The following is a 19136-nucleotide window of genomic DNA, read 5'->3' on the forward strand; positions in this document are numbered from 1 at the left end:
GGGCCAAGTCTAGGGAGGAAACGCCCCAAGGAGGGGGCCCACGGCGCAACGCGCCGCGACCACCTTGTGTCGCAGATTCGTCGCTCCTCGGCTACAGCGTGCGATCCCGAGGGGGACAACTACGTAGGTGAGAACCCGACACCGATCATCCTACTTATCCGTTACCAGCGCCGCCAGCCGCGATGCCAATCGCGATGCCAGCGCGGCGGACCGTAGAATCGCGGGCGCGGATAGTAGCCATAGGCGCCATAGACGCGATAATGATTGGGGCGCCACCAGCACCGCCCGAGATCGTTGCAGACATAGCGCACCTGCTCGATGGTCGCGGCCTGATCGGCGGCCGCCAATCCGATCGGCATCGCCGACGCCGCACCGGACGTCAGCGCCACGCCGCCAACAGCCGCGATGCCGAGAAGCGCAATTTTCAATTTCATCAGATGATCCTCCTGAGAATCCCAAGCCCCGCGGATTCATAGGACCTTGCGTCTGAACGGAAACTGACAACGCGGTTCATCTCGATGAATGGCGCGCGTTCGAAGGTGGAATTCCCTTTTCGGGAGCCTCGCGCGCTTCATCGATTGATAGAAGCGGATTTGATCGTTCCCAAGGGTACTCCGTCCTCATCCTGAGAGTCTGACTGAAAAAACGATCAATAGAACCAAGACTTCAAGGTCGTCATTGCGAGGAGCACTTGCGACGAAGCATTCCAGTCCTTGCTTGGCGCCCCTGGATTGCTTCGCTCTCGGACGGCGCTGCGCGCCGGCCTCGGCTCGCAATGACGAATCAAGCCTTGTTTCAATGGTTTCTTTTTCAGTCAGACTCTGAGGAGCCCGGCAAAGCCGGGCGTCTCGAAGGATGAGGAGCCGCATGGTCTGCGGCGCATGGTTCGAGACGGCGCTTCGCGCCTCCTCACCATGAGGCCGCGCCTGTTGTCAGCGCTCCGAAGCGCAGTCCTGATTCCATCAAAAACAGAGCTGCTCTAGCCGCCCACCGCCATGCCGAGGCGGCCGATGCCCGGCAATTTCAGCGCCGGCCGGCGCAGATCGAAACCCAGCACCGCGCCGAAGAAATTGATCTCGAAGCCTTCCACCCAGCCGATGGTGAGGCCGAGATAGCCGCCGAGCGAGGCGAACACGCCGCTGCGCGACGGCGTCAGGCCGAACCAATGGCCCTGATACGGATAGTCCTTGCCGATCGCGGTCGGCGGCAGCACCGCCTTGATCTCGGGAATCGCCGCCAGCACCGCTTGCACGAAGGTATTGGAATTGGGGCCCGGCCAGGCGCTGTAATCGCCATAGGTGCGGAATTTGTAGTTGGCGATGACGTCGCGGACCACGGGGATCAGCCGGCTCGCGGCTTCGCCATCAACCGCGACGATCGGTTCCGGGGTTGCGCCGAACCAGCGGGCGTCGGCCGCGAAGCCGTTGCTGCGGATCGGTTCGCCCCAGGCGGTGTAGTCATAACGGCTGTAACTCTTGGCGCCGCGCTCCTTGATGACGATCCAGCTGTGAACTGCGAAAATGCTGCGCCAGCGCACCGTCCGCGCCGCATAGACCCGGATCAGCGCCTCGGGATGCGCGGCCGGCGCCGGCAGCAATCCGGCGCTGGAGCGATCCGCCGTCTGCCAATTGCCCCGCGCCTCCCCGCTCCAGAAATAGCGCGCGGCCGATGCGCCGAGCGGCACGAAAATAAACAGCAGGAAGATGATCACGAGTTTTCTCAAGGTGGCGCGGAACGGCTCTGAGGGAGGCGGTAACGATAATTATATAGTCGCGGCCACGCCCAATGCCAGTTGATCGCGCAAATGTGCGCGTGGAACCGGCCGACGGCGATGCGTCAACGATCATCAGATCGCGACACGGCCGCAGCCCCTCGCCTCGTTCCAATCCTGTTACATCGGGTCGAGCAGCTCGATGAGATGAGGCGCGCCGTCGTCGACGATCGCCACTTTCGCTTTGAAATCCGGATTGGCCGCAAAGAACGCCATCAGGCCATGGTCCTCGGGCGACCAGTCCGGCCTCACTTTCTTGGCGCCCCGTTTCTTTTCCTTGGCCTGCTGCTTGATCCAGTCGGCTTCGCGCTCGCGGTCGATCTGGTCGATCGGATAGGTCAGGTGAATGGTGTAGTCGGGCTCGGTCCCGCGCGCGTCCAGCAGCATCTGCAGCGTCTTGCGCTCCGGATTGCCATGCTCGCCATCGCCGGAGAACACGTAGTGATCGGCGGTGACCCGCTCGAAGAACACGGTTTCCATATTGTTGTCGCTGCCGTGATGCGGCACCTTGAGGATGTCGACATGGATCTTGCCGTCCGGCTTGTCGAGCCGGCCGACCAGTTCGAGCCCCTCCAGGATCTTGTCGCCGCGGGCGTCGCCGGTGAGCAGAATGCTCGTCTTCCCACATTCGACCAGCACCACGATGCTGGACAGGTTCGGCACCGACTGATCGGTGAACGCCGCCAGCATCGCTTCCGGCGACATTTTGCCTTGCGCCTGCTGCTCGGCGATCCATCTGTCGTGGGCTTCCTGCAACGCCAGCAGTTCCGGCTGCATCGGCCCGACCACCGTCACCAACAAGCCGTCGAGCTTGACCGGCTTGCTGTCGGCGCTGGCCAGGATCAGCTTGCCCTTGAACTTGTGGTTGGGTTTCCAGCCCAGCGCCTGCGCGTCGTCGCGCAAGGTGCGGCCCTGCGGAATGCTGGCCAGCACCTCGACGGTCTGGTGTTGATCCTCGCAGTCTGGATCGAGCTGATTGAAGGCCTGCGCCGGATCGAGTCCGGCCAGCACCGAGGCGGCGCCGGATCCCGCCATCAATTCGTCGGGCCTGGTCGACAGCAGATCGTCGAAGCTATTGTGCCACAGGCTGGTAACGTCGAGCCGAAAATCCGCTGCTTTGCGGCGCTGTTCCTTGGTGAGGTCGAGAATGCCCTTGATATGGTCGTCGTCGACATGGCTGACCATGACCACGTCGACCGGCAGCGGATCGGCCTGGTCGAGTCCACGGTCGGCGCGGACCGCGAGAATGGCGGGCTTCAGTTGCGGATCGTAGACGCCGGACGGCCCGCCGTCGATCAGCATCAGATGCGGGTCGTCATCGGACCCGTAGTGCAACATCAGGCAATCGCCCTTGCGCGCGCGCAACACAGCCAGGCTGAAGAACATCCGCACCCTCCTCGAAATGACAGCTTCGTGAAATGACCGCTTCGTTCAAATCGACTGAAAGGCGCGCAGCACGTCGAGCATGCCGTGGCCCTGAAAACTCCGCTCGCGACCGAGATCGGTGGCGCTGTCGCACAGGATCTGCTTCACCCGCCGCGGCTGCCCGACCAACTCGTCATAGCGCGCCAGCAGCATCGCGGCGGCGCCGCTGACATGCGGCGCCGCCATGCTGGTGCCAGATTCCGGCGCCCAGTCGTGGCCCAGCACCGTCGATTGCACCCGCTCTCCGGGCGCCACCAAATCGGGTTTGAGCCGGCCGTCGCCGGTCGGCCCGCGGCTGGAAAAGAAGCTGACGCCATAAGTCTGCGGCCAATTGCCATGGGTCGAGCCCACCGTGATCACGCCGTCGCTGTTGCCGGGATCGGTGATGCTGAAGGCGGCGTAGTTCTCGAACGGACCGTCCTTGGTCTCGAATTTCTGATAGCCGCGATTTCCCGCCGCTGCGACCACCACCACCCCGCTCTCGATCAGCCGTTCGCACTCATTGCAGACCGGGGTGCGTCCGCAGGCGAAGTTGCGGACATTGTGCAGGATCGACAGGCTGAGATTGGCGCCGTGGATGGTGATGAAATTGTGCCGCTCGTTGACATAGCGGATGTATTGCAGCGCGGCGATCACCGCGAATTCGGTTTCCTGCAAGGTCTTGCCCAACACGCGAAAATCATACAGCCGGATGTCGGGACACATGCCGTCGAGGTATTTTCTGTTGTGGTCGATTTCACCATCGCTGTCCGCCGCGATGATCTCGGCGACATGGGTCTTGTCCGCGCCGATGATGCCGGCGACGTGGGTGCCGTGCGGATTGCTCGGCGGCGACGGATTCTTCAGGGTGATGAGTTTCTCCACCAGCGCCCAGTTGATCGGGCGTTTTGCCTGCGCGTCTGCTGCGATAGCTGCGAGATGATCTCTTACCTTGGGCTCGGGCACACCGGTCACGCTGGCGAGCTGAGCGATATCCCGGTCGTCGACGTCGTCCGGATCGTTGCTGACGATTTCGCGGATATTGGTGAAATCGAACGTCTTGCGGACCCGCGAGACGAATTGCCGGCCTCGTTTCGGATCGGTCGGTTCAACCAGCATCTTGAATGCCGGGTGCTGGTCGTCGATCCCGGAATCCAGCACCGCCCAGATGATATTCTTGCAGTTCACCTTGAACAGCGAATGGGCGGCGTCGGCTTTCACCGCCGGCACCGAACGATCGAGCGCGGCGGACGCTGTCCTGTTCAACGAAATCTGGAAGATGTAGCCTTCGGCCTTGGCGTCGGCCTCGTCATCGCCATCGTCGCGATCGGCCGACATCAGCTCGGCGAGATTGCCGCAGACCTTGGGATACAGCGCCAGCATCCCGCCGACGATCTCGTCGACATAAGGCTGATACAGATCGAATGCCTGTCGGGGGCTGATCGGCGGCAGCGGTGGCAGCGTCGGCAACCGCATGCCGGGCGCGGTCCGCGGTCGGCGGAATTTGTCGGGACGCTGCAATTTGCCGACCCAATAGATCAGACCGGCCAGCGCGATGTATCGCTCCAACGACGAAAAATTGTCGTCCGTCGCGGCGGCCGGCGTGGCGGCCGTGTCCGGCGTCGACCAAGCTTGATTGCCGGTGTGCCGTTGCAGCAGCCTTTTCAGCTTGCCGGGATCCATTTTCTCGATCCGGTCGGCGACCTGCGGTTGCCGCCACCATTGCGTCAGCGGCACCAGCACGCAGAGCACCTCATCGAACAGCAACCTTGCTCCCACCAGCCCTTGCAGGTAGGCGATCTTGGCGTGATCCGGCCGATCCTTCTCCCTCCTCGGCGGATGATCTTCGGCATCGAGATCCCGCTTTCGCTGCTCCAGGCCTTTGGGAATGATGCTTGCGACTCCGGCCGCGGTGGCCTTTCGGTGCGGCGTGATCAACACGTCCTGGACCACGCCGGGGTCGAGCGCGTAAGCCGCCCAGACGTCGCCAAGCAAAGGAGAATCCTGCAGCACGCGGCGATCGTCGGCGGGGCCGAGCAAGAGGAATTCGACCAGATCGGCGGGCAGCGAGAATTGCATCGGCCGTCCGTCTTCGGATCTCGGCCAATCGGGCTTCGCCGGCCCGGATGTCGTATCGTCCGCCATCGTCGCTGCTCCTCCGGCCGCCGGCGTCTTATGCGCCGTCCGCTGTGCTGACCGCGCCTACACCGCCGCCGCCGGATAGGGAAATGCGGGCCTTGGCGTCAGCTTTGCATCACCCATTTGCGCAAGGCTGCGTCGCAGACCGCGTAACCCCAGTTGATCAGCCGGTCGAGGGTCTGGTCGTCGAGCCGCTTCAGCCGGGTGGCGATGTCGGCGAGTTGCAGCGTCTTGTCGAACGGGCACGGCAGCGCATCGGGCAAGTGATAGTCGGCGATGTCGGTGCGGATGCCCCAATAGGCGCCCGCGCGCGCGCCCTGCTCGAATGAGTCGATGACCTGGCGCTTGCGCAGCGACCGCACCTGATTGTCGACCAGACTCAGCACCCGATAGGAATGCCGCGCCCAATCGGTCTTCGGCTCTTCCTCCGGCGCCATCTTGCCGCCGGCGTCGCTGACCAGAATGGTCTTATAGCGCTTCCACGCCGTCTCCAGCCCGAGATTGTCGTAGACGCCGCCGTCGGTCAGCACCACCTTGCTGGTGTAGGGCGGCTTTTGCAGATCGGTCCCGGAATTCGGCGTGAAGCTCGCGGGGTCGAGCCGCAGCTGGCATGGCGACAGCACCGGCGGAAACGCCGACGACGCCGCCACCGCCTGCGCCAGCGGCAGTTTCGGATCGACCACCTCGCCGACGCGGTAGTCGCGCATATAGCGCTTGGAGAACCGCCACAGCGCGCCGGACTGCACATTGGTGGCGTTGATAATGAAACGCGGCGCATCGGTCAGGTCTTGCAGCGTGGCGCCCTTGAACAGCGCCTTGTCATAGGCGGCGGCGATCCGGTCGGCGATGGTGCCGGGCATCAGCACCCCGAAGATCACCGATTCCGCGTCGATGGTTTCGCCCGCCAGCGCGCGCAGCGGCGCGACGATCCGGGGCACGAATTCGGTCGTGGTGCTGTTCGGCTTGAAGCTGAGGTCATGCCATTTCAGCGCGAGAAAACCCGCGGTGATCGAGCCGCCCGAGACGCTGGAAACGCGTTTGAGCTGATGCAACAACCCAGTTTCATGCAGCCGCCACAGCACGCCGATATGAAACACCATGGCGCGATAGCCGCCGCCCGACAGGCACAGTGCCATGCCGTCTTCGGGCTGCCTGGTGGCGAGATCAGTGGGAATCGATTCAACAGGTGAGCTGGTCATAATGTGACCCCCGGCAAATCTTTGCGCCGCATAATCTGCGGCCTAAAAGCGCCAGACTAACTCCTCAACCCTGCGTTGTGAAGCAAGAAATGCCGGAGACGCTGATCAGGCCGGCCGCTTCTTCAGCTTGGCCCGCTTCGGCAGCAGCATCGGCCACGACACGATGTGGTCTTCGAGCTCATGGTCGGGAATGTCAGTCTCGCTGCCCTGCACCCGGCCGCGCACCGAGACCCCGGCCTCATGCACGGTGTTGGGATTGCCGGAGATCAGCGGGTGCCACCAATACAGATCGCGCCCCTCGGCCACCAGCTTGTAGCCGCAGCTCGGCGGCAGCCAGTTCAGGGTCCGGACATTGGCCGGCGTCAGCCGCACGCAATCCGGAACCTGCTTGGAGCGATTCGGATAGTCCTTGCAGCCGCAGGTTCCGGCATCGAGCAGCCGGCAGGAGACATGGGTGAAATAGATCCGGCCGGAATCCTCATCCTCGAGCTTTTCCAGACAGCAGCGCGCGCAGCCGTCGCACAGGCTTTCCCATTCGGACTTCGACATCTCTTCCAATGTCTTGGTTTTCCAGAAGAAACCCTCTTGTTCCGAGGGCCGTTTGCGAGGCGCTGTCATAGGGTGGGTGCTGTCCGGGGGCTGGGCCAAGCCCTTCTAGGGGCAGGAATGCCGATGGCGCAAGCGGTTCGCCCCGCTGGCGCCGCCGCGGGATCCGCCGGGATTCACCGTCCCGATCAAAATCCCTTTACGACCATTGGTTTATCGACGGCGCTCGGCTAGAACAAGACAGATTCCCCGAGGTCGCGATCGGCGCCTTGGGTTTGCCGCAACATTGCCGCAAGACGTTCCATCGGCGCCGTTCCGGCTCCCGAACGCTGCAAAATGATCAAGGGCCCCGGTGCGCAAGATCGTGCCAACCGCATGGACGACAAAGATCCGGCACTGGCTGCTGGATCTCGATGCGCGCATCGATTCCACGCTGTTCTCCTCGGCGGTCGGTCTGCGCGAATTATACGAGCGCTTCTCCACCTTCATGGACCGGTTCTATGTCGGCCGCTGGAAGCGCTGGGTGTTCATCGAACCGTTGTCGGAAGCCGCCACCATCGGGCTGTGCGGCTTGATCCTGATGCTGGCGCTGGCCGTGCCGGCGTTTCGCGAAACCGCCAATGACGACTGGCTGAAGAAATCCGATCTGGCGGTGACGTTCCTCGATCGCTACGGCAATCCGATCGGCAACCGCGGCATCAAGCACAATGACTCGATTCCGCTGGAAGAATTTCCCGACAACCTGATCAAGGCGACGCTCGCCACCGAAGACCGCCGCTTCTACGATCATTTCGGCATCGACGTGCCCGGTACGCTGCGCGCGCTGATCACCAATGCCCAGGCCGGCGGCGTCCGCCAGGGCGGATCGTCGATCACCCAGCAATTGGCCAAAAACCTGTTCCTGTCCAACGAACGCACCATCGAGCGCAAGGTCAACGAAGCCTTCCTGGCGATCTGGCTGGAAACAAGGCTGACCAAGAACGAGATTTTGAAGCTCTACCTCGACCGCGCCTATATGGGCGGCGGCACCTTCGGCGTCGACGGCGCGGCGCATTTCTACTTCAACAAATCGGTGCGCGACCTCAACCTCGCGGAATCCGCGATGCTGGCCGGGCTGTTCAAGGCGCCGACCAAATACGCCCCGCACATCAACCTGCCGGCGGCGCGCGCCCGCGCCAACCAGGTGCTGGACAATCTGGTCGAGGCCGGATTCATGACCGAGGGTCAGGTGTTCGGCGCACGGCGCAATCCCGCCACCGCGGTCGATCGTCGTGACGAGAATTCGCCGAACTACTATCTCGACTGGGCGTTCGACGAGATGCGCAAGCTGGTCGATACCTTTCCGAAATCCTATTCCGAGCGGGTGTTCGTTGTCCGCACCGCGATCGACATGAACGTGCAGCACGCCGCCGAAGACGCGATCGAAAACCAGCTGCGCCAGTTCGGCCGCGACTATCACGCCACCCAGGCCGCGACCGTGGTGGCGGATCTCGACGGCGGCGTGCGGGCAATGGTCGGCGGCCGCGACTACGGCTCCAGCCAGTTCAACCGCGCGGTCGACGCCTATCGCCAACCCGGTTCGTCATTCAAGCCCTACGTCTACACCACCGCGCTGCTCAACGGCTTCAAGCCGGATTCGATCGTGGTCGACGGTCCGGTCTGCATCGGCAATTGGTGTCCGCAGAATTACGGTCACTCTTATGCCGGCCGGGTGACCCTGACCCAGGCGATCACCCGTTCGATCAATGTGGTGCCGGTGAAGCTCTCGATCATGCTGGGCGGCAAGAACAAGAATCCCGCCAAGGTCGGCCGCGCCATGATCGTCAAGGTCGCGCGCCGCTTCGGCATCACGGCGCCGCTGCCCGACACCCCCTCGCTGCCGATCGGCGCCGACGAAGTCACCGTGCTCGAGCACGCCGTCGCCTTTGCGACCTTCCCGAACAAGGGCAAGTCGGTGACGCCGCACGCGATCCTGGAAGTCCGCACCGGCGCCGGCGACCTGGTCTGGCGCTTCGACCGCGACGGCAAAAAGCCGATGCAGGCGATCCCGGCGCCGATCGCCGCAGAGATGGCCGGGATGATGAGTCACGTCGTCTCCGAAGGCACCGCACGCCGCGCCCGGCTGGACGGCATCCCGACCGCCGGCAAGACCGGCACCACCAATAATTATCGCGATGCCTGGTTCGTCGGTTACACCGGCAACTTCACCTGCGCGGTGTGGTACGGCAACGACGATTACTCCCCGACCAACCGCGTCACCGGCGGCTCGCTGCCGGCACAGACCTGGCACGACATCATGGTGACGGCGCATCGGGGCGTCGAGGTCAAGGAGATCGCCGGCATCGGCGCCGGAACCAAGCTGCCGCCCGACGCCGCCGCGGCCGCCCGTCAGGCGGCGAACGACCCCGACAGCAAGCCCGGTCCGCCGCCGATCCTCACCAACCGCGGCGCCGACATTCTGGTGCGCGTGGAAAAAATGCTCGACGAAGCCAGCAAGTCGCTTCCATCCGTGTCCGAACCGATTAAGCCGGTGTCGTCAAATCCGGCCGTATTCCCGGGCAGCTTCGCCGCCGCCGCGCCCGGCGATGCGGCTGCCGCCTCGCCGCGCAAGAATTGAGTCTTGCGGTGAGCATCAGGACGGGTCGAACGTGCGCTTGATCTTCTTCACATTGTTGGCGCTGGTGATCGCCGCCGGCATCGGCGTCGGTGCGACCTGGATGACGGCGACGCGCGGCGTCGATCTCGACACCCTGACGATCGGCGCCTGGACCGCGCGTCCGGAAAACGGCACCGCCGATATCGATCCCTATGCGCGCGCCTCGATCGCCCGCAGCGGCGAACTGCCGATCGGCACCGGCGACGGCATCGCCTTTACGGCGACGATGGACGACAACAACCGCCCGCTCGACGGCCGCTGCGACGTCGCCGTCAGCGGCGTGACGCCACCGGCGCGGTTCTGGACGCTGACAATGTACGATCCCAAGGGCTATCTGGTGGCCAATTCGCTGCAACGCTACGGCTTCACCAGCCAGGAGATCGTGCGCGTATCGGACGGCGCCTTCGACGTCCGGCTGGCGCCGCGCGCCCGATCCGGCAATTGGCTGCCGACCGGCGGAGTCGATCGCTATATCCTGGTGCTTCGGCTCTACGATACGCCGGTCGGCGTCGCCACCCGCTCCAGGCGCGAAGCCCCGATGCCGGCGATTACCACGGTGGGCTGCCCATGATCCGGCTATTGTTCGCGATCATCGCGGGGATTGTGCTGGGTGGGGTGGTCCATCTCGTCAGCGTGCTGGCGCTGCCGCAAATCGCAACCCAGGACGCCTATGCGCGGCTGACGCCGCTGACCAAGCTCAATACGGTGACGCCCTTGCCGCAGGTCGACCCCGGCAATGCGCCGATGCCGTTCCTCGATCCGGCTTTCGCGATGGCAGTGTGCCGCTACGACCTGTCGGGCGGTCCGATCAAGCTCAGGGTGCCGGTGAGCCAGGCCTATACTTCGGTGTCGTTCTACACCCGCAGCGAAGTCGCCTACTACGCCATCAACGATCGCTCGGCGGGCCGCAAGGTGATCGAACTCGACCTGATGACCGCGGCCCAGCATGGCGAGCTGCCGGAAGACGAAGACGTCACGGCGGCCGATCGACTGATCATCGATTCCCCAAGCGCGACCGGGCTGATCGTCTTGAAGGCGCTGGCGTCGGAGCCCGGGCTGATGCCGCAAGCCCGCGCCGCGCTGGCCGCTTCGACCTGCCAGATCCAGACCGAACCGGCGACGAAAAGCTGATCGCAGCGATCGACGTGGAGTTTAGCCGCGCACGCTAAGCACGTGGCCACGCCGGGATTGGGCCGCAAGCGAGGCACTGTTGGCACGGGCTTCAAGCTCGGCGATCAGACGGTCGGCGTCGGCCGCAATGTTGTCGGGGGCCTGAATCACCAGTCGCTGCAGCGCCCAGCGATAGGAGGCCACCCGCCGCTGCAGGCACTGTTCGACCCATTGCACGATCAGGGCATTTTCCTGCATCCGCGCCACCGCGTCGGCGCGTTCGCGCGGCGACAGATCGGAAATGAATTTCAGACTGGCGTTACGCTTGGCGTCGAGTTCGACCACCCGCGCGGCATTGGCGTAGAACGGATCGAACCGGGTGAGGTCGTCGCGGACATCGTCCATCAGCACGGCGTAACGCGAGGTATGCGATCGGTGCGGCTCGTCGATCAGCATCCGGCCATAGGCGGTGCGATCGAACGGCGGCGCCTGCCGCCACGGCGCCGCGATCAACTGATAGTCGCCGAACACGCTCTTCCAGGCCGGCCGCGAATGCGGCGGCTCGATCAGCGGATAGGCCAGATCGCGCAGGCTGCGTTCGTTGTCGGTCAGCTGAAATTGCGATGCGTGCAGCCCGACGCTGCCGGTCGCCTCGGCGCCGATCCAGCGATGCATGTCGTCATTGACGAAATTCTGCCGGGTGCGACCGAAATCGCCGCCGCTGCAACCGCCAAGGGTCGCGCTCGCCAGCAGCGCCACGGCCAGCTGCCAGACAGCCCCGCGATCTGTGTTGATCGGGGCCGGATAAGTATTCGCCGGCATCGAGGCGTTTCCCGCAATCAGGAACGGGCCCTGCGACGTCGACCGCGGCGCGGCGCAGTCCCCTGCTCGGGTCCGCCCTCGCCATCGGATTCCGAATGGCGTTCGATCCGGACCACCGGCAGGATCACCACCGTGCCCCCGCCCTGGCGCGGCGCAACCATGGTTGACCCCGAGCGACGCGACGCCGCATCCGCTGGAAATTCAATGATGGTGCCCATTTCAGTTCTCTCCGCGCCTATCGCCTCGGTCCGGCCGGCGCAGCCTCATTAAGGACAAGCATGGTTAATGGCATGTTAATGGTGGACAGCTTGCTCACCCGTTGCTCACCCGATCGGCGGCGCTGTTACCCGGTCGCGGTCCGCGTCTTGCAAGGAACTTTCCGCAGCGTTAATGTTTTGGCTACCATGGCGGATTTTCGGTTCACCAGTCCAGGCAACGCCGCCCCGCGCATCGGCTCACACCCGATTGCCATCGCGGCGGCAACGCTGATCCTGATCATCGTTGGGATCGTCGCGGTCATGGTGTGGCGCAACGCCAACGGCGGCCTGCCCGAGCAGGAGCGGATCACCAAGGCCCAGCTGATCCAGGCCCGGGTGGTCCAGGTCTCCGAAGAGATGCGGGCCAAGGCCAAGGGGCTCGAACAAGCCCAACAGCAGTCGATTGATCAGCTCCAGGTGATGCAGGATCAGCTCAAAGAGCTCCGCCAAGCGCTGGCGGCGGAACGGACCAAGACCAAGCAACTGTCGGACGAAGTCGTCAGCCTCACCGAAACGCTGGATGGACTGCGGCAATCCTTTGCCAGCACCCAAGCTTCCGAAGCCAAGCCAGCGCTACGCCGCAAGCCCGCGGCGCGGCAGAGCCGCAGCCATGGCACGAAATCACGCAGCGGCGCGGCGGCGCAAAAGCGCGGGAAGCCGCGCAGTTAGCCGAGCAGCGCCCCCTCCGGCCAGCAGAGCGTCTGGCGAAGCGAACTTTCTTGCCAAAAGAACTTAGGCTTAACCAATTCCGAGGATCGTCGCTCGCATTGCGGTGATCATTTTCAGGAGTTGGTAATGCGTAAAGGTGTGGTTCTGGTTGCGGGCTGCAGCGTGCTGGCGGTCCTGATCGGACTGGGCGCAGGCCGTTCCTATTTCAGCAGCAGACCGGTTGCGGTCGACACGCGGGCGACAGCCGGCCAGGCCGAATTGAGCACCGGGACGATCGCGTCGCGATGGCCTGGTGCGCCCGAAGCCGGTGACACGGCCACGGCGGCACCCAGCATCCAGCCCGTGGCCGCTACTGCCGCGCCCGCCAGGACTGACGTCGCCGCCACCGCTTGCGCCAATCCCGATGCGCTCGGCATTTCCAGGACCGTCGAGATCGACACCACCGGCGGACCGGGACTCGGCCTGTCGCAGTACAAGGATTACGATTTCCTGCAGCCCGGCGAAGTCGCCCTCACCTTCGACGACGGTCCGTGGCCGGTCAATACGCCGGCCGTGCTCGCAGCTCTGGCCCATCAATGCGTCAAGGCGGTGTTCTTCCCGATCGGCAAGCACGCCTCCTGGCATCCCGAGATCCTCAAGCAGGTGGTGGCCCAGGGCCACACCATCGGCTCGCACACCTGGTCGCATCTCAATCTGGCGATCAAGCCGCTGGCCGAGGCCAAGGCCGAGATCGAGAAGGGCATCAGTTCGGTGGTGCGGGCCGCCGGTCGACCGACGGCGCCGTTCTTCCGCTTCCCGCAGCTGCGCCAGAATGCCGAGCTGAAAGCCTATCTGCGCGAGCGCAACATCTCGGCGTTCTCGATCGATGTCGATTCCGAAGATTTCCGGATCAAGAAGCCCGAGCAGCTCGTCGCCTCGACCATGGCAAAGCTGAAGAAGACCGGAAAAGGCATCATCCTGATGCACGACTTCCAGCATTCCACCGCATTGGCGCTGCCGGAGCTGCTGCTGCAGCTGAAAGCCGGCGGCTACAAAGTGGTGTTCATCACCGCCAAGGACCCGATCGTGACGCTACCGGAATACGACGTCGCGGTCGCCGCCGCGGCGCAGCCGGCGCGCGCCAGTAATACACGCCCAATCAGCAGCGTGATCCGCACCGTCGGCGGCGCTACCAACTAATCCACCAGGACGATCAGTACGGCGGGGTTCGGGCCATATTGGCCCGAACCCATTTACCAAGTATTTCCCTTAACGGCCTGTTAAATCGACCGCGCTAGATTCTGGCGATAGTTCCTCAATCGCGCATCGCCCCCATGACCGCACCACCGATGTTTCCGGGTTTCGACGGCTTGATGACGCTCTCGCGCCGCGAGGGCGTCGACATTCGTCCGACGCTGCTTCGCGTGCTGACCGATCTGTATGTCCAAAGCAGCGTCCATAGCATCGACGAGGAAAAGCAATTCGTCGAACTGACCTCGCGGCTGATCGACCAGGTCGACGATGCGACCCGCGCCGCCGTGCGAGCCAGGCTCTCGATCTATCCGAACACCCCGAACGCGATCGCCCAGAGATTGTCGCTGCGCACCACCGCTCCCGGACAGCGCGTCCCGCAGGCCGAGCGGATCGAAGCGGCTGAACCAGCCGCCTCCCCGGCGAAGCCGCAATCCGACGCGCAGTTGCGCTCGTCGAACCTGACGATGCAGCCGGACGACGCCGCACAGATCAACGAGATGTTCTTTGCCGCCAGTTCCAGCGAGCGCACGACGATCCTGCACAATCTCGATGCCACACCGCTGAAGCCGGCGGCGCGGATCTATCCGCCGCGCGCGGCGCGCGCGATCGAGACCCTGCAAATGGCGGCGTTCGCGGCCGATGCGGAGAATTTCGTCCGCGAACTCGGCGACGCGCTGATCCTGCCGGCCAAGGTCGCCGAGCGGGTGGCCAGCGATCCCGGCGGCGAACCGCTGGCCTGCGCGGCGAAAGCCCTCGGCATGGACGGCGAGTTGTTCGAGCGCGTGCTGATGTTCCTCGACCCCGCGCTCGGCGCGTCGGTCGATCGGGTATACCGGCTGTCGCGGCTCTACGACAATCTGAGCGAGCGCTCAGCTTTGATCATGCTGGCGGCATGGCGTGGCGCCACCGTGGCGGCGACCCGCGCCAAATATCGCTCGACCCTGCATGACGACGAGCGGCATCGCGCCCGCGCTTCGCAACCGCTGAGCCGGCCGACCGTACAGCCCGGCGCAAGCATTTTGCCGCGCACCGGCACCGGGCAGAAATCCGGAAGCTAGTTTTTCGCCAGATCGAGAAAGTGCCGGCCGGCTCTGTCCTCGATCTCGACGATCCAGACATCGGGATCGAAGCGGATTTCCTTGGCCAGTCGCTCCTCGATCGCCTGGTCGGCGACCGGCGTCGCCGAGACGGGCGTGAACACCCGCTCGAGCGGGCGTTCGTCATCGTAAGCGGTTTGCGGCGCCGGCATGTAGAGCATGGCAGTGCCGTCGAGCAGCGCGACTTTGATGAACACCGCGCCGGCGTCCTCGGCCCCGCGTCGGCAGACCGCGCCGAACACGCCTTCGGTCTGGCACCGTCGCAGATAGGCGGCGACCCAGATGCTACTTTTCAATCTCATGGATTCGACATTAGGCCAGCTGGGAAATCGATTCTAGTCGATCGGACGGCCGGTCATCGCGCTGAGCTCGCGCACCAGCCGGTCCGACATCTTGCCGGTCACCGGAATCCGGCGCGCGCGTTCGAACCGCTGGATTGCCGCCTGGGTATCGGAGCCGATCGTGCCGGTCGGCTTCAGCTGTCCGTAGCCGTAATCGGTCAAGGTGCGCTGCACCGCGGCGATCCGGCGCGACGATTGGATCATGTCGCCGAGTGGATCGTGCTGGGCTGACGGGATCGGCGCCGGCGGCCGCGCCACCGGAATCGGCGCTGCCGGGGCGGCATTTGTCCGCATCAGAGCGGCGAGCGGATCGGCTTTGCGCGGCTCCGCCGCATGATGAATCTCGACGCTGCGCGGCTCGGCGGCGCTCGGCTGGGCCGCGGTCGGCTCGGGCCTTGTCGCCGCCACGGTCGGGCGCGGTCGCGGCAGCGGGCTTTCGGCCTCGGCCGCCAGCGGCAGCATGATGGTGGTGGTGCCGAACATCGGCGACGGATGGCGACCGGCCTGCATGAATATCGCGTTGGAGATGATGGCCACCACGGCAGCCGACGCGATCATCGCCGCCACCAGATCCTTCGGGCTGCGCAGCAGCAGCCGCGCCACGATCCCGCGCTCGCTTTCGTCCATGATCGCGACCGGGCCGCCGCGGCGCGATCCGTCGGCTTTCTTGGTCTTGGTCTTAGGCACTCTTCTTCACCTGATAATCTTGAACCTGGGCCGCTGACGACGCCGGCGGATTGAGCGTCGCGATGTTGTTGTTCGGGGCCGGCCTGACGGCTGCCAGAGGCAACGTGACCGTGACGGTGGTGCCCTCGTCGATCTTGCTCTGGACGTTGATCTCGCCGCCATGCAACGCGACCAGGCTCTTGACGATCGACAGGCCGAGCCCGGTGCCCTCGTGGCGGCGTTGATAGGTCTTGCCGGCCTGGAAGAACGGATTGCCGAGCCGCTTGAGATCATCCTCCGAAATGCCGACGCCGGTGTCGGTGACGCGCAGCGCCAGCCGCGTGCCGTCGACCGCGGCCGACACCGTGACGGTGCCGCCGCGCTCGGTGAACTTGATCGCATTCGACACCAGATTGAGCACGATCTGCCGGAACGCGCGCGGATCGCCATTGATCTGCGGCAGGTCCTCCGGCGCGCGGGTGACGAGCTCGATGTCGTTCTCGCGCGCCTTCAGCGCCAGCAGGTTGCAGCAATTCATCAATGCCGGGCGCGGCGCGAACGGCTCGGGCGCAATCTCGAAATTGCCCGACTCCATCTTCGACATGTCGAGAATGCCGTTCACCACGCTGAGCAGGTGCTGACCCGAATCATTGATCAGCTGCGCATATTCCTTGCGGCGCTCCGCGGTGATCATCAGCGAGTCTTCCTGAACGATCATTTCCGAAAAGCCGATGATGGCGTTCAGCGGCGTGCGCAATTCATGGCTCATGGTGGCGAGGAAGCGGCTCTTCGCCGCGTCGGCGCGCGCGGCTTCGCCGCGGGCATCGGCCAGCGCCTGTTCCTGGTTCTTGCGGTCGGTGACGTCACGCATCACCGCCACCACTTCGGCTTCGCCGGCGGCGACCTGATGGTTGGCCTGTTCGAGCGGTCGGCAACGCATTTCCAGCCAGATGAATTCCATCGGCGCGCCACGTCCGCGCTCGCCGCGGGGCAATTCGCGGCGCACCCGGAATTCGACGCTGCCGGCCTGACCACGCCCGGCGTCCGACAGCGCGGTCAGAAACGCCGGCCGGTCGGCAACATGGACGCGGTCGAACAGGCCATGCCCGATCAGCCGCGACGCGCTGGTGCCGAGCAGCGGCTCGACCGCGGGCGAGATGAACTGCACCGCGCCGTTGCGGCTGTGCCGCGAAATCACGTCGCTCATATTGCGCGCCAGCAGGCGGTAACGGCCCTCCTCGTCAGAGAGCAACGCCACGCTGATACGCCCCAGCGATTCCGCGCCGAATGCAAGCACCGCCGCATAGAGCGTCGCCGTGGTGACGCCCAGCGCCATCAGCAGATTATGCTGGTCGACGTCAGCCATCGACGCCGGCAGCATTCCAAAGTGATTGATTGCCATCAGCGCGACGATGCAGCTCAGCGACAGCGCCAACGCGAAGGCCACGACGCGACGCGACGCCGATAGCGCGGCTTCGAGCGGCACCACGATCAGCCACACCACCGCGAACGATCCGATGCCGCCGGTGGTCACCGACACCACCATGATCAGACTGGTCAGCGCCAGCGACGACAACAGATGCGCGCTCTCGTAGCGGCCTGTTCGCGACAGGAAGTACGCCAGCAGGATCGGCGCGATCAGCCAGGCGAAGATGGCGACCTCGATCGCGCTGGGAGCGCCGCGTAGCGCCAGATAGATAGGGAATGCCGCGAAGGCCGCGAGGCTTCCGATCAGCCGCGGTGCGATGAAGGCGCGATGCCGCGCGCTGGCCAGCGCATCGGACCGCGCCGACGGATGGAGTAGCGCATCAAGACATTCGTTGATGATTTTCGACACGGCCAATTTTTCTGCGCTCGCTCGTCACAATCGACGGGACGGAACGCCCCCTTATCGTCGAGTCACCGTGTCAGAGCCGAATTAAGCGAACGCTAAGGCCCACGCGGCGCCGGCTGATCCCGGTGCATTCGGGCTGTTTTGACGCTTTACGGCCCGGCTATTCGATACTGATGGTGAACGTAAGGTTTCAAAGTCCGGGGATATTATGGTTTCGAAATGGTGGCCACGCCAAAGCGTCGCTTCAAATTGCGCGAGCTGCATCAATCGAAAATTTACGGCGAATCGCATCGTTCGGCTTTTCCGCAAATCTTGCGTGAATTGAACCCGGCACGAAAAGGTCGCGTTTATCGACCGCTGCTAAGACCCGGTCGGATTGCGAGAGATCAATCGCAACGGGATAAAGGACGGACGGGGTCGCGAGATGTTTTTTCTGCTTCGCATGGTGTTCTGGCTCGGGCTGGTGTTGGTGTTACTGCCGCGAGAGAAGTCGCCCGACACGGATAAACGTCCTCAGCTCGACGCGTCGGAGGCGGTCTCCGCGGCGACCGCGGCGGTGTTCGATATGAGCCAATTCTGCACCCGCCAGCCCGCGGCCTGCGAGGTCGGCGGCCAGGCCGCCAGCGCGATCGGTCATCGCGCCCAGGAGGGCGCGCGGAGATTGTACCAGATCATCACCGACAAGAAGTCGAACGATCACACCGGCTCGATCGGTCAGGTCGACCATGGCGACGAGGCCTCGAGCGGTCTGGCGCCGCATGACACTTTGCTGCCCGAGGATTTGAAGGCGGAATGGCAGATGCCGATCGAGCATGCGGACGCCGCGAACTAGATCGCGAGTGGAACTGACGAGTTTAGACCAATCGCCCAATTTCTGCGCTTTCGAGCCAGCGCGATCCCCTATATCTGTGGGGCTTGGTTCCGCCGCGGTGGAACCGCAGCGAACAGATGCGGATCACGATGACGATTGACGAGATCAAGGACAATTTCGCGCTGCTGGAGGACTGGGACGATCGCTACCGTTATGTGATCGAACTCGGCCGTACGCTCGATCCGATGCCGGAGGATGAGCATTCGGCGGCCAACAAGGTGCAGGGCTGCGCCAGCCAAGTCTGGCTGTCGCGTCAGCTGACGCGCAACGACAAGGGCGAGCCGGTGCTCAGCTATCTGGGCGACAGCGACGCCCATATCGTGCGCGGGCTGATCGCCATCCTGCTGACGCTGTGCTCGGGCCGCACCCCGACCGACATTCTCGCCACCGAGCCCGCCGCCTTGTTCGACGAGCTCGGATTTGGCGAACATCTGACGCCGCAGCGCTCCAATGGATTGCGCGCGATGGTCGAGCGGATTCGCAACGACGCCCGCGAGACGCTGGCGGCCTCGACCTGAGCC

At 64.3% G+C, this 19136-nt stretch carries 19 protein-coding genes; 8 read left to right on the forward strand and 11 right to left on the reverse strand.

Annotated elements, in window-relative coordinates; genetic code table 11:
- Positions 1–161 precede the first annotated feature (161 nt).
- The 6 genes from RBJ75_RS10955 to RBJ75_RS10980 form a co-directional block, all read right to left on the reverse strand.
- Positions 162–434 (reverse strand): hypothetical protein, encoded by a 273-nt coding sequence (locus RBJ75_RS10955; RefSeq protein WP_044412224.1) that lies wholly within the window; start codon positions 432–434, stop codon positions 162–164.
- Positions 435–979: 545 nt separating this feature from the next.
- Positions 980–1711 carry a DUF3750 domain-containing protein gene (locus tag RBJ75_RS10960; protein WP_044411857.1) on the reverse strand — a complete coding sequence of 244 codons (732 nt, stop codon included), beginning with the start codon at positions 1709–1711 and terminating at the stop codon, positions 980–982.
- Between the two features lie 180 nt (positions 1712–1891).
- Positions 1892–3157: a hypothetical protein gene (locus tag RBJ75_RS10965; protein ID WP_044411855.1), complete on the reverse strand. Its 1266-nt coding sequence runs from the start codon at positions 3155–3157 to the stop codon at positions 1892–1894.
- Positions 3158–3202: 45 nt separating this feature from the next.
- Positions 3203–5320 (reverse strand): S8 family peptidase, encoded by a 2118-nt coding sequence (locus RBJ75_RS10970; RefSeq protein WP_044411854.1) that lies wholly within the window; start codon positions 5318–5320, stop codon positions 3203–3205.
- Between the two features lie 98 nt (positions 5321–5418).
- A complete protein-coding gene (locus RBJ75_RS10975) occupies positions 5419–6513 on the reverse strand; it encodes a patatin-like phospholipase family protein (RefSeq protein WP_052628939.1) in 1095 nt (364 codons plus the stop codon).
- A gap of 105 nt (positions 6514–6618) precedes the next feature.
- Complete coding sequence (locus tag RBJ75_RS10980; protein ID WP_044411853.1) at positions 6619–7131, reverse strand: YcgN family cysteine cluster protein; 513 nt, start codon at positions 7129–7131, stop codon at positions 6619–6621.
- 280 nt (positions 7132–7411) lie between these two features.
- Here RBJ75_RS10980 and RBJ75_RS10985 point away from each other — a divergent pair, with 280 nt between their 5' ends.
- Genes RBJ75_RS10985 through RBJ75_RS10995 form a run of 3 tightly spaced genes read left to right on the forward strand, consistent with a single transcriptional unit; the run spans position 7412 to position 10846 of the window.
- Positions 7412–9676 carry a transglycosylase domain-containing protein gene (locus tag RBJ75_RS10985; RefSeq protein ID WP_044411851.1) on the forward strand — a complete coding sequence of 755 codons (2265 nt, stop codon included), beginning with the start codon at positions 7412–7414 and terminating at the stop codon, positions 9674–9676.
- Positions 9677–9707: 31 nt separating this feature from the next.
- Positions 9708–10286: a DUF1214 domain-containing protein gene (locus RBJ75_RS10990; protein ID WP_044411848.1), complete on the forward strand. Its 579-nt coding sequence runs from the start codon at positions 9708–9710 to the stop codon at positions 10284–10286.
- Entirely contained in the window at positions 10283–10846 is a 564-nt protein-coding gene (locus RBJ75_RS10995; protein WP_044411845.1) for a DUF1254 domain-containing protein, read from the forward strand. Before RBJ75_RS10990 ends, RBJ75_RS10995 begins: the two co-directional genes overlap by 4 nt.
- Before the next feature lie 21 nt (positions 10847–10867).
- Here the strand turns inward: RBJ75_RS10995 and RBJ75_RS11000 are convergent, their stop codons facing one another.
- Complete coding sequence (locus RBJ75_RS11000; protein WP_044411842.1) at positions 10868–11647, reverse strand: hypothetical protein; 780 nt, start codon at positions 11645–11647, stop codon at positions 10868–10870.
- 17 nt (positions 11648–11664) lie between these two features.
- On the reverse strand, positions 11665–11865 hold the full coding sequence (locus RBJ75_RS11005; RefSeq protein ID WP_080901039.1) for a hypothetical protein: 201 nt from the start codon (positions 11863–11865) through the stop codon (positions 11665–11667).
- Positions 11866–11937: 72 nt separating this feature from the next.
- Between RBJ75_RS11005 and RBJ75_RS11010 the strand changes: the two genes are divergently transcribed.
- The 3 genes from RBJ75_RS11010 (at position 11938) to RBJ75_RS11020 (ending at position 14864) form a co-directional block, all read left to right on the forward strand.
- On the forward strand, positions 11938–12573 hold the full coding sequence (locus RBJ75_RS11010; RefSeq protein WP_234707422.1) for a hypothetical protein: 636 nt from the start codon (positions 11938–11940) through the stop codon (positions 12571–12573).
- A gap of 126 nt (positions 12574–12699) precedes the next feature.
- Positions 12700–13752, forward strand: a complete 1053-nt coding sequence (locus RBJ75_RS11015) for a polysaccharide deacetylase family protein (protein ID WP_052628938.1) — start codon at positions 12700–12702, stop codon at positions 13750–13752.
- Between the two features lie 134 nt (positions 13753–13886).
- Positions 13887–14864 carry a DUF2336 domain-containing protein gene (locus RBJ75_RS11020; RefSeq protein ID WP_044411836.1) on the forward strand — a complete coding sequence of 326 codons (978 nt, stop codon included), beginning with the start codon at positions 13887–13889 and terminating at the stop codon, positions 14862–14864.
- On the opposite strand, the gene RBJ75_RS11025 is transcribed toward RBJ75_RS11020, so the two are convergent.
- Genes RBJ75_RS11025 through RBJ75_RS11035 form a run of 3 tightly spaced genes read right to left on the reverse strand, consistent with a single transcriptional unit; the run spans position 14861 to position 17753 of the window.
- Positions 14861–15205 (reverse strand): DUF1491 family protein, encoded by a 345-nt coding sequence (locus tag RBJ75_RS11025; protein WP_044411833.1) that lies wholly within the window; start codon positions 15203–15205, stop codon positions 14861–14863. The two genes, RBJ75_RS11020 and RBJ75_RS11025, sit on opposite strands and share 4 nt — an antisense overlap.
- A 33-nt stretch (positions 15206–15238) precedes the next feature.
- Complete coding sequence (locus RBJ75_RS11030) at positions 15239–15931, reverse strand: peptidoglycan-binding domain-containing protein (protein ID WP_411194502.1); 693 nt, start codon at positions 15929–15931, stop codon at positions 15239–15241.
- Complete coding sequence (locus RBJ75_RS11035; protein ID WP_044411830.1) at positions 15924–17753, reverse strand: PAS domain-containing sensor histidine kinase; 1830 nt, start codon at positions 17751–17753, stop codon at positions 15924–15926. Before RBJ75_RS11035 ends, RBJ75_RS11030 begins: the two co-directional genes overlap by 8 nt.
- A 415-nt stretch (positions 17754–18168) precedes the next feature.
- Between RBJ75_RS11035 and RBJ75_RS11040 the strand changes: the two genes are divergently transcribed.
- Both RBJ75_RS11040 and RBJ75_RS11045 read left to right on the forward strand, forming a co-directional pair.
- On the forward strand, positions 18169–18576 hold the full coding sequence (locus RBJ75_RS11040; RefSeq protein WP_044411825.1) for a DUF5330 domain-containing protein: 408 nt from the start codon (positions 18169–18171) through the stop codon (positions 18574–18576).
- A 128-nt stretch (positions 18577–18704) separates the two neighbouring features.
- Entirely contained in the window at positions 18705–19133 is a 429-nt protein-coding gene (locus RBJ75_RS11045) for a SufE family protein (RefSeq protein WP_044411859.1), read from the forward strand.
- Positions 19134–19136: the final 3 nt, after the last annotated feature.

This window comes from Rhodopseudomonas sp. BAL398 (assembly GCF_033001325.1).
GTDB lineage: Bacteria > Pseudomonadota > Alphaproteobacteria > Rhizobiales > Xanthobacteraceae > JARJEH01.

Excerpts from the sequence above, each read along its gene's own strand:
- RBJ75_RS11045 (WP_044411859.1), top strand. The coding sequence starts at position 18,705 with ATGACGATTGACGAGATCAAGGACAATTTCGCGCTGCTGGAGGACTGG.
- RBJ75_RS10975 (WP_052628939.1), bottom strand. The coding sequence starts at position 6,513 with ATGACCAGCTCACCTGTTGAATCGATTCCCACTGATCTCGCCACCAGG.
- RBJ75_RS11025 (WP_044411833.1), bottom strand. The coding sequence starts at position 15,205 with ATGAGATTGAAAAGTAGCATCTGGGTCGCCGCCTATCTGCGACGGTGC.
- RBJ75_RS11010 (WP_234707422.1), top strand. The coding sequence starts at position 11,938 with ATGTTAATGGTGGACAGCTTGCTCACCCGTTGCTCACCCGATCGGCGG.
- RBJ75_RS11005 (WP_080901039.1), bottom strand. The coding sequence starts at position 11,865 with ATGGGCACCATCATTGAATTTCCAGCGGATGCGGCGTCGCGTCGCTCG.
- RBJ75_RS11040 (WP_044411825.1), top strand. The coding sequence starts at position 18,169 with ATGTTTTTTCTGCTTCGCATGGTGTTCTGGCTCGGGCTGGTGTTGGTG.
- RBJ75_RS10980 (WP_044411853.1), bottom strand. The coding sequence starts at position 7,131 with ATGACAGCGCCTCGCAAACGGCCCTCGGAACAAGAGGGTTTCTTCTGG.
- RBJ75_RS10970 (WP_044411854.1), bottom strand. The coding sequence starts at position 5,320 with ATGGCGGACGATACGACATCCGGGCCGGCGAAGCCCGATTGGCCGAGA.
- RBJ75_RS11000 (WP_044411842.1), bottom strand. The coding sequence starts at position 11,647 with ATGCCGGCGAATACTTATCCGGCCCCGATCAACACAGATCGCGGGGCT.
- RBJ75_RS11015 (WP_052628938.1), top strand. The coding sequence starts at position 12,700 with ATGCGTAAAGGTGTGGTTCTGGTTGCGGGCTGCAGCGTGCTGGCGGTC.
- RBJ75_RS10995 (WP_044411845.1), top strand. The coding sequence starts at position 10,283 with ATGATCCGGCTATTGTTCGCGATCATCGCGGGGATTGTGCTGGGTGGG.
- RBJ75_RS11020 (WP_044411836.1), top strand. The coding sequence starts at position 13,887 with ATGACCGCACCACCGATGTTTCCGGGTTTCGACGGCTTGATGACGCTC.
- RBJ75_RS10965 (WP_044411855.1), bottom strand. The coding sequence starts at position 3,157 with ATGTTCTTCAGCCTGGCTGTGTTGCGCGCGCGCAAGGGCGATTGCCTG.
- RBJ75_RS10955 (WP_044412224.1), bottom strand. The coding sequence starts at position 434 with ATGAAATTGAAAATTGCGCTTCTCGGCATCGCGGCTGTTGGCGGCGTG.